The following is a 14,339-nucleotide window of genomic DNA, read 5'->3' as shown; positions in this document are numbered from 1 at the left end:
TAAAAGCTTCTACTTAAAAAATTGAATTACTGCATTAATACCATACCTTTTCGTTTCGATTTTATATTGTAGCTTAATAACGTTAGTGCAATAATAATACAAGACAGCAACAACAAACTTAGTATTGCAGGAACTAATTGATTATCTGTATTAGGTGTATAGCTAAAACGAGGTAATTCGGTATACATACTTTTTTTAAACGTTTCATTATTATAGAGTAAGGGCACAAAATAGTTACGCCACGCTTCCGCAAATTCATATACCTGATTTTGATACGAATTATAGTCACGTTTAGTCGTTCCTGCCATACTACCTAAAGCACGTTGCGTTACAATTGCAGGAGACATCCATTGAAACTTAGATACGTAAGTCTGCTGTTGTTCAAGTTTTTCCTCATAGCTAGATAAAAGAGGCTGCAACTCTTCTTTAATTATTTTTTGAGATGCGATATAGCCATGCCAAAACGATCTTGCTTGCGTGCTATCGTTAACAGCATATTCAGGATGATCTCTTAAAAAATTATCCAGTATCTGGTCTTGTTTTTTAGTCGCTTCAGCTTTGTGTGCTCTCACTTCACTAATTAACTCTGTTCGCGGTGGAATTGGAAAAAACAAATCACCCGACTGACTAATTACAGAAGGAATTAGTAAGACGAAAACTATCCATAAGCCCAATAGTGACAGGGCATTTTTTGCCGAGTTGGCAATACGTATATTAATTGCAAAAGCTAGGCTAAACCAAAATAACATATAGCAAAACACCAGTCCGATAAAGGCTAAAAAATCCGATACAGAGCCTCTAGAAAATAGACTAAATACAATGGCGGAAACGGCTATAATAATTACAGTCATCCAAAATAATCGAAGTGCTAATTTTTGTAATACCCATTTTCTAATAGAAATAGGCTGTGACGCTAATAAACGTAATGTACCACGCTCCTTCTCTTCAGACAACACATTATAAGAAAATGCAATTATAATAAGTGGCAATAAATACACCACCACAAACATAAGGTCAAAACTCCCAAAAAGTAATTGTATTGGGCTTGTCATTTCTGTAAAACTAATTGCAAAATCATCTCCCGATACTGTTGGCATGACATAATGCGTAAAAATATCACTTTGTCCCACAGCTAAAAATCCCATATCGCTAGGTGCCATAGCCACTACCCTAGGATGATAATTTCCTATAGCAATCGGACTTTCTGGAGTTTGCCAACGCGAAACATTTACTGGGATGCCATGCTCAATAGAATCTAAAAGCGACAACATTTGTTTATCCGAAGTTTCTACAGTTGCCCTTGCTTCAGAAATGGTTTCAAGTCTTTTTTCTATTTTATTCTGACCATTAAAAGCTGCAAAAACAAACAATACTAATAAAAGAATACTTATTAATTGGATCCACCAACTACGTAAAAGTATCTTTAACTCATATTTAAAATTAAAGTATAACATCTATTTTTTTAGTTTTTAGGTTTAAAAATGAAAAGTAAAGCCGTGGAGAAAATAACCCAAACCAATAATGCCAATATACTTGACTGCTGTTGCTTTAAAACAGCAGTCAATCCTTGTGGTTGGTAGTTAAATTTCGGTAATTCTTTCCAGGTATCTGCACTCGCTAAATAACCACGTTCTCCATATGTAGTGTTATTTGCTAAATTATCATTCAAGAATTTTTGGGTGGTAATACGGTAATCTTCAGAAGCATCGGTAAAACTCCAATGCGAATAATAATCTGTGCGGGCAATTCCCATTGATAAAAATCGAGCAGGAAGAAATGGAGAAAGTATAGATAACGTATTATATGTATCTGCCTGTTTTTCAAATAATGTTTTTAAAGCGGCATAATTGCTTTTATAAATAGAAGCTTGGTATTCCTCTCCTTTCTGCATACGGTAAGCTGCAAAATTAAAAGGAAGTTGCTGTATACTATCTACACCATATTCAGACAATACATCTTGTTCTAATTTTTTAGATTCTTCACTCCAAGGGTTATGGCCATCTAAACCTTGCTTTTTAGCTTCTTGAACCTTAGTAGCAAATTCCTGACGCGTTGGATAAGGATATTTAGATTCTGCAAAATTACTGGCTGCTTTAGGCGCTGCTAAACAAGACATAATCCAAACCCCCAATAATATTACAAGAGATACCCCTGATTTTTTAACGCGTTGAGACACTAAAAGCACGATGTTTATAAATATAGCATAATAGCACAAGTAAACTACATATAGAGCTCCCAAAGCCGACCAACTAAATGCGGTATATCCGTTTATTGAAGAAAGTAATACGCCTGCAATACTAAATAACAGTGTCGTAATCCCGAAAATAGGAATAAAAATAGCCAACCATTTACCAGAAATTAGTTTCCAAAATGTTGCACCCTGACTTTTTAACAAGGACATGGTTCCCATTTCTCTTTCTTTGGTAATGCTATTATACCCCATTAAAATAATAAGTAACGGTATAATAAAAAGCAATACAAAATCTGGAGAAAGCACACCAAAACGCGCTAACCCTGTTTGATCAGCAACATTACTATATTCTGCTTCATTACGGTTATGGGCGGTTAGGAATATTGATGTTCCTATGTATTTATCTACACCTTGGTCTAAAAGAGAAAGTGGATGTTTGGGTTTAAATACATAGGTTCCATAATGCGCTGCAGAATGAGGATTTTTATCGCCTTGATTTTCCCAAATGGCGCGTTCAGCTAGTTTTGCCGTTTCAACTTCTTTAGTCGTACTTGTATATTGGTTGTAACTAATCCAAATTGAAACACTTAATAACAGTAATACAATACCTCCTGAAATTTTAATACGACCATCCCTAAAGAATTCTTTTAATTCTTTTATTATCGTTTTTCTAATCATGCGTCTAATGCTTTATAGTCCATGGTTTTTAGGTAAGCTTGCTCCAATTCTGATAAAGAAATATCATGAGAGTTAAACTGCTCTAATAACTTTCCATTTTTCATAATACCAATCTTAGTTGCTATTTCCTTGGCTCTAAAAATATCATGCGTAGCCATTAAAATCGCCACATTATTTTGTTTTAGCGCTTGTAACAACAATCCAAAATCGTTACTTGCTTTAGGGTCTAATCCCGATGTAGGTTCGTCTAATAGTAATGCCTTTGCACCTTTTGCTAAGGCAATGGCAATTCCTACTTTTTGTCGCATCCCTTTAGAAAACGTTTGTGTGCGTTTATAAAATGCATCTTCTTGTAATCCTGCTTTAGTTAAAAGCGCTTCTAATACTGTTTTTTTTATTTTTTGTCCACCAATTCCAGAAAAATAATCAAGATTTTCCATGGCTGTAAGCGTTGGATACAACATTAAATTTTCAGGAATATAGGCTATATCTTTTTTTGTCTCTAGACTATTCCCATCAACAACTTTTCCATTAATACTCGCTGTTCCAGAAGTGGGTTTAAGAAAACCTAGTAATAAATTTATTGTTGTCGATTTCCCTGCACCATTGGCGCCTAAAAGACAATATATTTCTCCAGGTTTTACGTGTAGGGAAAGTTCATCTAAGGCTGTAAAATCACCATATGTTTTGGTTAATTGTTCTGTTTTTATCATTTGTATGTTTTTTTTATTACACTTTATTTTATAATTGGCCATTTGATCTTCTTGAGGAAAGGCTTTGTTTTTCCATTGCTCAACTTCATCATCTGTAAGTAAACAGGATTGAAGTTGCTCTATCATAAGGGTTTTATTTAGATGCTGACCAATAAAAACCAACTCTATTTTTCGGTCGCCAAATAACACATTCCAATCGGTTTCAATTTCTGTTTTATTGTCATTAAAAGCAGCATAATTCATTCGCTCGGCAAAAGGCATCGATGCCCACCAAACGCCTGCAGAATCAGCTGTACAAGAGCCTCCTGCAGAACTCCATAACAACGCTTGGTTAGATCTTGAGGCCAACCAAAACAAGCCTTTACTTCTTATGATATTTTGAGGAAAATCGGTGTTTAAATAATTAAATAAACGTTCGGGATGAAAAGGTTTATGACTTCTAAATACAAAAGAACTAATACCATATTCTTCAGTTTCTGGCGTATGCTCATTTTCAAGTTCTTTTAGCCAACCTGCGGAAGCTTCTGCTTTTTCATAATCAAATAACCCCGTATTAATTACAGCATCTAAGTCAATGTTTGATTGATTAGTCAGATAAATTTTTGCTTCTGGATTCAATTTATGAATGATGCTTTTCAATTCTTTTAGCTGATCAGGACTTACAAGATCTGTTTTATTGATCATAATTACATTCGCAAACTCAATCTGATCGGTTAATAGGTTCACAATAGTTCTATCGTCACCAGCAATATCTGTAAGTTCTCGCGTTGCCAAATAATCGGCACTAGAGAAATCTTTTAAGAAATTAAAAGCATCTACAACCGTAACCATGGTATCTACATAACTAAACTTGCTTAAATCTATGTTACCATCTTCGCTTTCAAACGTAAAGGTTTGTGCTACAGGAATGGGTTCGCTAATACCTGTGCTCTCTATCAATAAATAATCGAACTTATTGTGCGCCGCTAGTTTTTTAACTTCAACCATTAAGTCTTCTCTAAGCGTACAACAAATACAACCGTTAGACATTTCTACTAGTTTTTCTTCGGTTCTAGACAATATATTTTCATTTTCAATAAACTGAGCATCAATATTTACTTCGCTCATATCATTTACAATAACAGCAACTTTCAAACCCTGTTTGTTGTGTAAAATATGATTCAACAAAGTTGTTTTTCCTGCGCCTAGGAAACCACTTAAAACCGTTACTGGTAATTTTTTCATTTAAGAATTTGTTTTTAAATATATTATCGAGAACATTTATATCTTTTATTTTTCCAACTTATCCTTCTGATGTTTGAATAATAAAATCAAAAATTTGTATCCTATTTTTAGAGTTATTTATTTAAAAATTTAATGATAGCTCCATGTATTGAAATAGTTCTATATTATGAGTGGTGTTTTTATAAATAAATCCAACATAATAGGTTCCTGACTCCCAAGCTTTGAGGTCAGAAATAGGACTTGGAGTAGGCATGTTATTATCTACAGAAGCTCCTACTAATAACCTAGATATATCAGGGAAGTTAGGACGTTCGTAGTGTATATTACTCCATCTTTCTGTTTGTTCCAAAGCAGTGTGTTCAAAAACATCTATTACTACCACTTTAGAAAAATCGATACTAGAAATGGATTCAGGTTTATGCTGGTTTTTTTTATTAATTAATAACATATATACTACCCCATCATCTTTTAAACCACCAAGGTTCACTGAAGCATCCAAGGTTTCCCCCTTATCAATATAAACATTGTAATTACCATATTCTAGTGTTTCTGGATCTCGGTAACCTCCTAAAGAATGAATATACAAGACTCTATAACTGTCGCTTCGTGCAGCCACAGTAAACTCTAAAAGTTGCGGATCTACAGGAAGATGCTCTGGTAAATAAATTGTAACATTTCTTACTTCTTCTAATAGGGTTCCGTTTTCATCTGAAATTGTAATCACAAGATCGTAATTCCCTTCAATGGCATCCATAGGAATATCAAAGTGCTTGTGTACGGTGGCATTTTTCACGCCTTTGTAATCATCCCAAATTATTTCGTAGCTCCATGCTTCAGAATAAGTTTCTTCAGATCGTTGCCTAAATTGAATGGTTACTAAATCTATTTTATCCCCGGCTAAAATCTCTGCATTAAAGTGAAAATCACGCCCCACAACTCCAATTTCGTTATTACCAAGACCTATTTCTACTTCTGAAATAGTAGGCACAGGAAGAATAACGTCGGCATCATCACTGCTACAAGACGTAAATAAAAGCGTAAATAAAAGACTAGGTAATAATAAAGAATGTAATTTGTTTTTAAATGTTGTGTTCATCATTATATATATTAAATAAGTGGTTAATTCTTTTTATTTTTAGATTGCATATTATTTTTTATTAAAACTAAATTGAATAGCCTGTTTTAAAATAAAAGGCACACTACCGGGACCAATAGTTAATAATTTAGAACCTGTAATGGGTACACCATTAAAAGGTCTAATAAACATGGTACAATCTGGTGTTCTTTCAAAATAGGTATACTGCTCTGTCCTACCAATTTGAGTACAGCCTTTTACACGAAGTATGCCTTTCGGAAGTGCTTTACAAATTTCATGCTTTGGTCTTTCCAGCGCCTAAAAATCATTTAATACAGTAACAGCTAATTTTTTCATGAATTATAAAATAATGTGGTTTTTCTAATATAGTTTTGAGTGAAAAAGCAGTGTTAAAGATGAATTTAACACTGCTTGTTATATTATTCCATTTTAATATCAAATTCTATGTACTTAAAGGTGCTTCTATTGTAAGAAAGGTTTGTATATACTACACCATAGTAATAGGTACCCGTTTCCCAAGCTCTACCATCTGTTATAGGATTTGCTGTTGGTGTTAAGTTATCTTCTATAGCCCCTATTTGTAAAGGTAGTCCGTAGTTCCAATGACCTGTATCTCTATTGTTTTTTAAAATAAAAATGTCTTCTTCATCAACATGTTCTACCACTTCTGTGACTATAACCTTATCAAAATCAATCTCTTCAATAGTTTCAGGTTTATGGTTATAACTCTTTTTAATTAATAAGCCGTACATAATTCCACAACAAATACAACTCCCGGTAAGGGGCTGAATCCATTTTGAATCTAAATATGATGTTAACTGAACCGCATCCAAATGGGCGTTTTCGTAATCGTTTAGCACCACATAAGGCTGCCAACCACTACCAATAGCATGTTTAACGATATGTTTTAGTACGGTTGTTTTTCCTGCACCAAGAAACCCAACTATAGCAATTATTGTTTCCATAACTCTAATTTTTAGAAATCCAATTTACAGAGTAGTACTACGGTAAATCATCCTGTTTTAAAGGGCGGTTTGTGAAACAATATTTAAAAACTCTTGCCGGGTATTAGGATCTGAGAACGCACCACCATACTCTAATGTTGTGGTATAACTACTTTGGTCTTTTATGCCTCTAGACGATACACATAAGTGCTTTGCCGTTACAGATACAATAACATCTTTAGTGTCTAATACCTCTTGCAAATCGTTTAAAACTTGAAGCACTAAACGCTCTTGTACTTGTGGCCTACGCGCATAATAATCGACTAAACGATTAATTTTAGAAAGCCCTACAACTTTATCCTTAGGTATATACCCCACATGAGCATAGCCAACAATAGGTAAAAAATGATGCTCGCATGCCGAATCTATAGTGATGTGTTGTTCGACTAACATTTTTTTATAACTATACTTATTTTCGAAAGTAGACAACTTGGGTTTATGTGCTGGATTTAAACCATAAAACAACTCATGCACATACATTTTAGCCACACGATAAGGCGTACCCGACAAACTATCATCGGTTAAATCCAAACCCAGTTCTTCCATTATCATTTTAAAATGATGTTGGATGTTTTCAATCTTTTCGGCATCCGTTTTATCAAAAGCATCAGCCCTTAATGGGGTTCTAATACTCGTAGATAAATGATGGTCTCCTGTTAATATAATAGCGTCTTTACGTTTCATGAGTACAACATGTATTAGAGTTACATTGGCAATATGTCCTATTATAGAGATGCAATACAATTAATGCTAGTGCAGGCATATAAATGCCATATTCTGGTATGGGAAACCATGCCATTTTTTCGTTTATAATTACAAAAAATAACACGCCCCAGCTCGCCCATAATGCCGGTTTCATCCATGCACTACTAGTAGTTTGTGTAGAGCGATATACCGCAAAGAAAGACACCACTAAAAAGAAATAATCTATAAGCCTCCACCACACAGGCGCGTCTTCACTACAATGTATGGCACAACTTTGGGCAAGAAATAAAAAAGGAGTCGCTATACAATGCAAAAGGCACAATGTACTTGCTAGAGCTCCTAAATCGTCTGGTTTTTGTTTGATGAATATCATATAATTTATTAATGCAACTGAGTTGCAAAACTAAACAATAATATCACTACTGCAACTAAGTTGCTTTAAAAATTTTTATATTTGTAATATGGGTGTAATTAGGAAAACAAAATCGGTTGAAGCATTACTTAATGAATTTAAAGACAGCAACGAAGCTATTTCTGCTAAACAATTAATTGAACAATTAGATTCAAAATTTAATAAAACAACCATTTACCGTGTATTAGACAAGCTTGAAGAAGATGGTATTTTACATTCTTTTTTAGGTAAAGAAGGTCTTAAATGGTATGCCAAATGCAATGGATGTTCCACTTCCGAGCATAAAGACGTGCACCCCCATTTTCAATGCTTAAAGTGTGGTAAAGTCGATTGTTTACCTATTAATATGTCTATTCCTAAAATACCAAATCGGAAAGTTGAAGTGTCTCAAATTTTAATTCAAGGACTGTGCGAGCTATGCTTTACATAATATAGACAAATACGTAATACAGCATCATTAATGAATGTTTTCCCCCAAGAACACATAGGTTTAAAGAGAAGCTCTTTCTTGTGCTATGAACTGAATTAATAAGGCTTTTTGAGTCTTTAAATTAATAATACAGTCCAACCAGACTCTTTTACCATTCTAGAAATTACAACATTACACCGGACTCTAAGTTGAGAGAATTTGTTTACTAATTATTAATCTAGTAATTATGAGTAGTAAACCGAAACATTACACATTAGAATTTAACCACTCAGGCAGAAGCTCTACTATTAGAGAATAGTGAAAACTATCCAGAAAGCCCCCACGCTCAACATGCGTACAAAACATTTATGCAACATAATCATGCAGCTGCTAAATAGCAGGCTGCATGTATGCATGTGCCTCAAATCTCATCAGGCTTTAACAATTCAGGTGTAGTAAGCTACTAAAAACACATGTTCCAAGGTTAAAAACTAGCCTTACTGAAATAATGCATTCCATATAAGATTCTAATAATCTAAAAACTTACCTAGAAGAAACTTCTTCATGCTCTAATATTGGGTTTGCCATACTAGTTTTGCCTTCTGAAGGCTTTCCTGTTTTATGACAATATTTTTCAGGGAAATCCGCATAACCATATTTATTCCAAATTTTCCAAGCATTATAACACATAGGTTGTTTTGGGTTATAAGGTATCTCTACACCAGTTCTTATACAATACCCATATTCTGGATCTAATTTGTGCTCTTGTTGTATAGCTTGCTTATTGTCATCCTCAGAAATTTGTCTTTTGGGTTTATTTTTATAAAATTTTTCTAAATCACTAACATTTTCAAAATCAAATTCTTTTAAAAATTTAATTTCATAATCTGCATTCCAAAAAAAATTTTCAGAGATATCATAAAGTGTTTTAGAATTCTGATAGGCTTTAGTTATGCCCATCATTTTCCGCTTATATTGTGGTTTTTTTAAGTAAACCACGTGGCTCTCTTCGAACACTAGTTTATATGTAAATGCTTCTGTTTCTTCAAAAAGTTTATCAGTTGGATTAAATAAAGTTTTCGAGAAATGAACGCCATATTCAATATTGTTGATCATTGAATAATCGTATAGGTTTAATGACGTAATTAATCCTTCCCGTTCATTACAATAATGTTTAGCATGAAGATCTTTATTATAAAGTATGAAATATTTTTAAAGGCTTTAAAATACTCAAAATCATCTTCCCTAAAGCTCTTTTGCTTATATCCTTCATTTTTCCCAAATACTAGAATAAGATGAATTTCGTGGGTAGCCTTCAGTTTGTCAAAAATGCTTCTTACATGATCATCTAGTTTAATAAATGGTGATATAATTATAACATACCTTTTAGCATTCCAGATAATGTCTGTTAATTTATCTTCTAACTGTTCACCGGTTAAAAATGTACTCATAGTTAGTTAATATTTTATTATAATTTTTAGCTTTAAAAGCATTATAAATCCAACGAATAATCATGAATTATTATACTTCTTAAAATTCTCTGCCTGTTCAAAGATCTCTTTAAATACCTCATCTTTTGTAACTGGTGGGTAGTCGTTTTCGGCTAATAGAATAATTAAATCTACCTTTAGTTCTGCTTTGATATCGTCACGTTGATTCCAGTCGGTATATTTTGCTTTATCATCCACTACTTTCTTTACTTCTTTAGATAAGTGAATAAGTTTATCTTCTGGATAATCAAAATCGTATTTATGGGCAATGGCTTTTAAAATATCGTAAAAGGCCTTTTCTTCAAAATCAATGCCCATATCTTGAAACGACTCTTTTTCTTTTCTAAGCTCATGATACAAGTCTATTATCTCGTCTGTAAAATCTTCTAGCACGTTACTTTGTAGTATATCTTGTTCACTGCGCTCATTATATCTATCTACTATACTTTTAAACTTTTTAGAGAAATCAATCCCTTGCATTTTGTTTGTTTTTTTAAGCTCATCTATGGCTTTTAATAGTAGCTGCTGCAAGAGTTTTATTTTGGTATTTGGTAATTTTATTTTATCAATTTTAGCTAGATACGCATCGTCAAAAATATCTATTTCGGTTTGTTGGTCTTCGCCTAGCTTAAAAATCTCTTCTACCCCATCGCTCTGCAAAGCTTCTTTTATCATTTCGCGCACTCTTGCATTCATTTGTGCGGTATCTGGTGCATCGCCTTTGGTTAGTTTGAATACAATAGAACGAATGGCAAGGTAAAAATGTATATGGTCTTTTTGTTCTTCCGTAAATGCATTGGCACCACAACAAATATCGTAAGCGGCTTTTAAACGTTTTACAATATTCATAAAACGGGTTTCTATTTGTTTTGTACGTTGTACAAATTCTGCAGCTAAGTTTAAGCATTCTAATTGTTTGCTTCCTTCTCCAGAAAAATAATTTGAGGCATCAAACTTATGAAACAGTTTTGCTAACAAATCTAACTGGTCTTTAACCACTACAATAGAAGTTTGTATGTCTTCAAAATTCTGACTATCTACGGCAGAATATTGTTTTAAGGCTAAATTCATTTGTTTTTTAAAGCCTATATAATCTACCACTAAACCTTTGGATTTGGTCTTGTACTTTCTATTTACTCTAGATATGGTTTGTATTAAATTATGTTGCTGTATGGGTTTGTCTATATACATGGTATCTAAAAATGGCACATCAAAACCTGTAAGCCACATATCTACCACTATGGCGATTTTAAAGTTAGACTTTTCGTTTTTAAACTGGCGGTCTAATTCTTTTCTATCGTCTTTAGTCCCCAATAAATTATACATCTCTTCTGGGTCGTCTTTACCGCGTGTCATTATCATTTTAATGCGTTCCATGGTTTTGATGTCCTTCTTCTCTTTTTCCGTGAGTGTTGACCCTTCCTCAAAAGCCTTAACCTCAGCCCATTCTGGACGTAATGCAATAATTTCTTGATATAGATTAAAAGCTATAGGCCTAGAACTACATACAAACAAAGCTTTCCCTTTTATGGTTGCCCCCTCCTCTATTCTGGTTTCATAATGCTTTACAAAATCTTCTGCCACCGCTTTTAATCGGTCTGGATCGCCAATAATAGCATTCATATTGGCAGATGCTTTTTTACTTTCCTCTATTTGGTAATCGTTTGCACCTTCTTCTGCACATTGGTTATAATAGGCTTCAATTTCTTCTAATTTGGAATTCTCTAAGACTACTTTAGCTGCACGACCTTCATAGACAATACGCACTGTAATTTCGTCTTTTTCGGACTCTGTCATGGTGTAGGAATCTATAATATCTCCAAACACATTTAACGTGGCATCTATTGGTGTGCCTGTAAAACCAACATAGGTGGCATTAGGTAAAGAATCGTGTAAATACTTTGCAAAACCATAGGTCTTTTTTACACCATCTTCGGTAACTGTTACTTTTTGGTCTAGATTAATTTGACTACGGTGTGCTTCGTCTGAAATACAAATCACATTGGTTCTATCGGTTAACACGTCTAGGTCTTCTGTAAACTTATGAATGGTAGTTAAAAATACTCCACCACTTTTACGGTTTTGAAGTAATGTTTTTAATTCATTTCTACTTTGTACTCTAATGATATTATTATCCCCAACATATTCTTTTGCATTGGTAAACTGCCCCGATAATTGGTCGTCTAAATCGGTACGGTCTGTAATGATAATAAGTGTTGGACTTTTAAAATGCGGACTACGCATTAGCAATCTCGACAAAAACAACATGGTATAACTCTTACCACAACCAGTCGCTCCAAAATAAGTACCACCTTTACCATCGCCTAGCGGTTTTTGGTGTTCCTTTATGTTTTCTAATAACTTGGTTGCTGCATAATATTGCGGATAACGACATACTATTTTAAGCTCGTGTTTATTAGAATCTGGAAAGTATATAAAATTATGAATGACCTCACGCAGTCTGTTTTTGTTAAACAAACCTTGTATCATGGTGTACATGCTATTAATACCATCTACTTCTTTGTCTAAGCCTAAGACTTTACGCCATGCATAATAGAACTCATAATTTGAGAAAAACGAGCCCATTTTACTATTTACCCCATCGCTAATAATACAAAAGGCATTGTACTTGAAGAGTTCTGGAATATCTCTTCTATACCTATTAGTTAATTGGTCGTATGCATTCCAAATAGTTACATTTTCTTGAATAGCTGTTTTAAACTCAAAGACGACTAAAGGTAAGCCATTGATATATAAAATACCATCTGGTATACGCTTTTCGTAACCATAAATTTCTAACTGGTTAACAATTTTATAGGTATTGTTGTCTTTATCTGAATAATCTATAAGATGAATGTATAAGTCTTTTTTAGAACGGTCTTCCCGCTCTAGTTGAAAGCCATTACACACCAATTTTATGATTTGTTTGTTAGACTCGTACAAATCTGAAGCACTAAACACTTCTAGCTTACGGATTACCGAATTAATTTCGGCCTCTGTTATGTGTTCGTTTTTATATTGGCTTTGCAAATAGCTTTTAATATCGGCTTTGATAAGCACTTCTTCTTGTTGGCGTGCAATGGTATTACCTAACACATGCGGAATGCCTTCGTTACCCAATAGCTCTATAAAAACGTTTTCTAATTGTGCTTCTGTAAATTTGTTCATTTTAAAATCATTTGTCGTCTATCAAAATTAACCAACTCCCATTGTGCGATGCTTTGCTGGCTCTCTTTAGCTTTACGTCTTATATCTTGCATAATTTGCATATAGGTATCTGCACATTCTAATTGCGTCCAATTCACTAAAGGTTGCTTGTATAAGCGTATTTGTATAATTCTGTCTACAGGGCAATGTGGTGGTTCTGGTATGATACCCAAACACCAGTAATATTTTAAAGCCAGATTAAGTAATTTTTGGCTGACACCGATATTAATAGGTGCTTTTAATACATGACTAAAGTTTTCTGTAAACCTACTTATGGCTTGTATATTTTCTAGATGAATGCTATCCTCTGTTATTGGTGTTTTATATTGACTTACAATGGTATGCTCTACATAGCCTCTAAGCATGGTTCTAAAATAGGTACGTTCTTTTTCTTTGGTCTTAGGTTTGTAAATACCTGTGTGCTGAAACGCACCACCAAGGGTGAGTAACCAAATTTCTTCTATTAAAAAGGCTTGTTGTTGTTCGGTATGCATAGTTAAACTATTATTTCGTTAAGCTATATATTTATGTGCGTATCATATAATTCTTTGTTATCTCTAATTTCAACAGCTCTTTCTATATATGATTTATGGGCTACTTTAAAATCTTCCCACTTAACATTTAATATATAAGAAAATTCACCTGAATACACATAATATCCGTTACAGACTCTTTTATTCGGTTTTTTCTCATTAAACATATTCGCTTTTATAATTTGAAATAATTTAGAAGTATTATAGTTAGTACAATTACATTCTGAATCATGAGTAATATACCAATCATAAGAGTTATTTTCATCAGGTAAAACCACTGCAATAACTCCATTCATTCTACTGGTTCTATCTGCTCTTGTCGTTTGTCTTAAAGAATAAGAAATCTCCCATGGTATCCATTGGTCGCTTTCAGCTTTATATGTTTCTTTCATTCCTTTTGAAATCATAACAATTGTTACACTACTATTAAAAATTTTATCTTTTAAAGCAGACTTAATAGTTTCATCAGCAAAATGCTGAAGACTTTCCCCATCTTTTTCACCTAAATTAATATTATCCTTACCTATTATTTCTTGTAACTCATCCACATAATCCCTAACTCTTGTTGCTCTCGCCGTTCTATAAGTTCTTCCAAAAATCTCAATTTCATCTACCTTATTTAAATCTGGCACATGTGTATCTCCATATTTATACGACACAAATACTTTTCTTCCCAT

Annotated in this window: 13 protein-coding genes and 1 pseudogene; 1 reads left to right on the top strand and 13 read right to left on the bottom strand. The window is 33.5% G+C overall.

Annotation, left to right across the window (positions count from 1 at the left end):
• Positions 1–26 precede the first annotated feature (26 nt).
• The 8 genes and pseudogenes from FNB79_RS10905 to FNB79_RS10870 form a co-directional block, all read right to left on the bottom strand.
• Positions 27–1,454 carry a DUF3526 domain-containing protein gene (locus FNB79_RS10905; RefSeq protein WP_143381334.1) on the bottom strand — a complete coding sequence of 476 codons (1,428 nt, stop codon included), beginning with the start codon at positions 1,452–1,454 and terminating at the stop codon, positions 27–29.
• An 8-nt stretch (positions 1,455–1,462) separates the two neighbouring features.
• Complete coding sequence (locus FNB79_RS10900) at positions 1,463–2,869, bottom strand: DUF3526 domain-containing protein (RefSeq protein WP_143381333.1); 1,407 nt, start codon at positions 2,867–2,869, stop codon at positions 1,463–1,465.
• Positions 2,866–3,582 (bottom strand): ABC transporter ATP-binding protein, encoded by a 717-nt coding sequence (locus tag FNB79_RS17520; protein ID WP_221932600.1) that lies wholly within the window; start codon positions 3,580–3,582, stop codon positions 2,866–2,868. The genes FNB79_RS10900 and FNB79_RS17520 overlap by 4 nt, the downstream gene beginning before the upstream one ends.
• A 23-nt stretch (positions 3,583–3,605) precedes the next feature.
• Positions 3,606–4,806 (bottom strand): annotated as a pseudogene (locus tag FNB79_RS17515) (GTP-binding protein).
• 121 nt (positions 4,807–4,927) lie between these two features.
• Positions 4,928–5,905 carry a DUF4625 domain-containing protein gene (locus FNB79_RS10890; protein WP_143381332.1) on the bottom strand — a complete coding sequence of 326 codons (978 nt, stop codon included), beginning with the start codon at positions 5,903–5,905 and terminating at the stop codon, positions 4,928–4,930.
• A 416-nt stretch (positions 5,906–6,321) separates the two neighbouring features.
• Positions 6,322–6,867 carry a GTP-binding protein gene (locus FNB79_RS10880; RefSeq protein WP_143381331.1) on the bottom strand — a complete coding sequence of 182 codons (546 nt, stop codon included), beginning with the start codon at positions 6,865–6,867 and terminating at the stop codon, positions 6,322–6,324.
• 57 nt (positions 6,868–6,924) lie between these two features.
• Positions 6,925–7,590, bottom strand: coding sequence for a GTP cyclohydrolase I FolE (folE, locus tag FNB79_RS10875; protein ID WP_143381330.1), 666 nt, complete (start codon positions 7,588–7,590; stop codon positions 6,925–6,927).
• Entirely contained in the window at positions 7,580–7,984 is a 405-nt protein-coding gene (locus tag FNB79_RS10870; RefSeq protein ID WP_143381329.1) for a MerC domain-containing protein, read from the bottom strand. The genes folE and FNB79_RS10870 overlap by 11 nt, the downstream gene beginning before the upstream one ends.
• An 88-nt stretch (positions 7,985–8,072) precedes the next feature.
• Between FNB79_RS10870 and FNB79_RS10865 the strand changes: the two genes are divergently transcribed.
• Positions 8,073–8,453 carry a Fur family transcriptional regulator gene (locus tag FNB79_RS10865; protein ID WP_143381328.1) on the top strand — a complete coding sequence of 127 codons (381 nt, stop codon included), beginning with the start codon at positions 8,073–8,075 and terminating at the stop codon, positions 8,451–8,453.
• A 522-nt stretch (positions 8,454–8,975) separates the two neighbouring features.
• Here the strand turns inward: FNB79_RS10865 and FNB79_RS10860 are convergent.
• From FNB79_RS10860 to FNB79_RS10840, 5 genes are read right to left on the bottom strand one after another with little or no spacing between them, the layout of a single operon-like run.
• Positions 8,976–9,548, bottom strand: a complete 573-nt coding sequence (locus FNB79_RS10860; protein ID WP_143381327.1) for a hypothetical protein — start codon at positions 9,546–9,548, stop codon at positions 8,976–8,978.
• A 29-nt stretch (positions 9,549–9,577) separates the two neighbouring features.
• The gene (locus FNB79_RS10855; protein WP_143381326.1) at positions 9,578–9,883 is read right to left on the bottom strand and encodes a phospholipase D-like domain-containing protein; all 306 of its coding nucleotides are present in this window, start codon (positions 9,881–9,883) and stop codon (positions 9,578–9,580) included.
• A 60-nt stretch (positions 9,884–9,943) separates the two neighbouring features.
• On the bottom strand, positions 9,944–13,090 hold the full coding sequence (locus FNB79_RS10850; RefSeq protein WP_143381325.1) for a type I restriction endonuclease subunit R: 3,147 nt from the start codon (positions 13,088–13,090) through the stop codon (positions 9,944–9,946).
• The gene (locus tag FNB79_RS10845) at positions 13,087–13,623 is read right to left on the bottom strand and encodes a hypothetical protein (RefSeq protein ID WP_143381324.1); all 537 of its coding nucleotides are present in this window, start codon (positions 13,621–13,623) and stop codon (positions 13,087–13,089) included. Before FNB79_RS10845 ends, FNB79_RS10850 begins: the two co-directional genes overlap by 4 nt.
• Positions 13,624–13,646: 23 nt before the next feature.
• Positions 13,647–14,339, bottom strand: a complete 693-nt coding sequence (locus FNB79_RS10840; RefSeq protein WP_143381323.1) for a TIR domain-containing protein — start codon at positions 14,337–14,339, stop codon at positions 13,647–13,649.

Origin of the sequence: Formosa sediminum (assembly GCF_007197735.1) — a bacterium.
Lineage (GTDB): Bacteria > Bacteroidota > Bacteroidia > Flavobacteriales > Flavobacteriaceae > Formosa > Formosa sediminum.
The sequence above is the reverse complement of the archived record's forward strand: the minus strand, read 5'-3'. Positions and strand labels throughout refer to the sequence as shown.

Coding starts and splice junctions, on each gene's coding strand:
- FNB79_RS17520 (WP_221932600.1), bottom strand. CDS start 3,582: ATGATAAAAACAGAACAATTAACCAAAACATATGGTGATTTTACAGCC.
- FNB79_RS10860 (WP_143381327.1), bottom strand. CDS start 9,548: ATGATCAACAATATTGAATATGGCGTTCATTTCTCGAAAACTTTATTT.
- FNB79_RS10855 (WP_143381326.1), bottom strand. CDS start 9,883: ATGAGTACATTTTTAACCGGTGAACAGTTAGAAGATAAATTAACAGAC.
- FNB79_RS10880 (WP_143381331.1), bottom strand. CDS start 6,867: ATGGAAACAATAATTGCTATAGTTGGGTTTCTTGGTGCAGGAAAAACA.
- folE (WP_143381330.1), bottom strand. CDS start 7,590: ATGAAACGTAAAGACGCTATTATATTAACAGGAGACCATCATTTATCT.
- FNB79_RS10900 (WP_143381333.1), bottom strand. CDS start 2,869: ATGATTAGAAAAACGATAATAAAAGAATTAAAAGAATTCTTTAGGGAT.
- FNB79_RS10890 (WP_143381332.1), bottom strand. CDS start 5,905: ATGATGAACACAACATTTAAAAACAAATTACATTCTTTATTATTACCT.
- FNB79_RS10850 (WP_143381325.1), bottom strand. CDS start 13,090: ATGAACAAATTTACAGAAGCACAATTAGAAAACGTTTTTATAGAGCTA.
- FNB79_RS10840 (WP_143381323.1), bottom strand. CDS start 14,339: ATGGGAAGAAAAGTATTTGTGTCGTATAAATATGGAGATACACATGTG.
- FNB79_RS10865 (WP_143381328.1), top strand. CDS start 8,073: ATGGGTGTAATTAGGAAAACAAAATCGGTTGAAGCATTACTTAATGAA.
- FNB79_RS10870 (WP_143381329.1), bottom strand. CDS start 7,984: ATGATATTCATCAAACAAAAACCAGACGATTTAGGAGCTCTAGCAAGT.
- FNB79_RS10905 (WP_143381334.1), bottom strand. CDS start 1,454: ATGTTATACTTTAATTTTAAATATGAGTTAAAGATACTTTTACGTAGT.
- FNB79_RS10845 (WP_143381324.1), bottom strand. CDS start 13,623: ATGCATACCGAACAACAACAAGCCTTTTTAATAGAAGAAATTTGGTTA.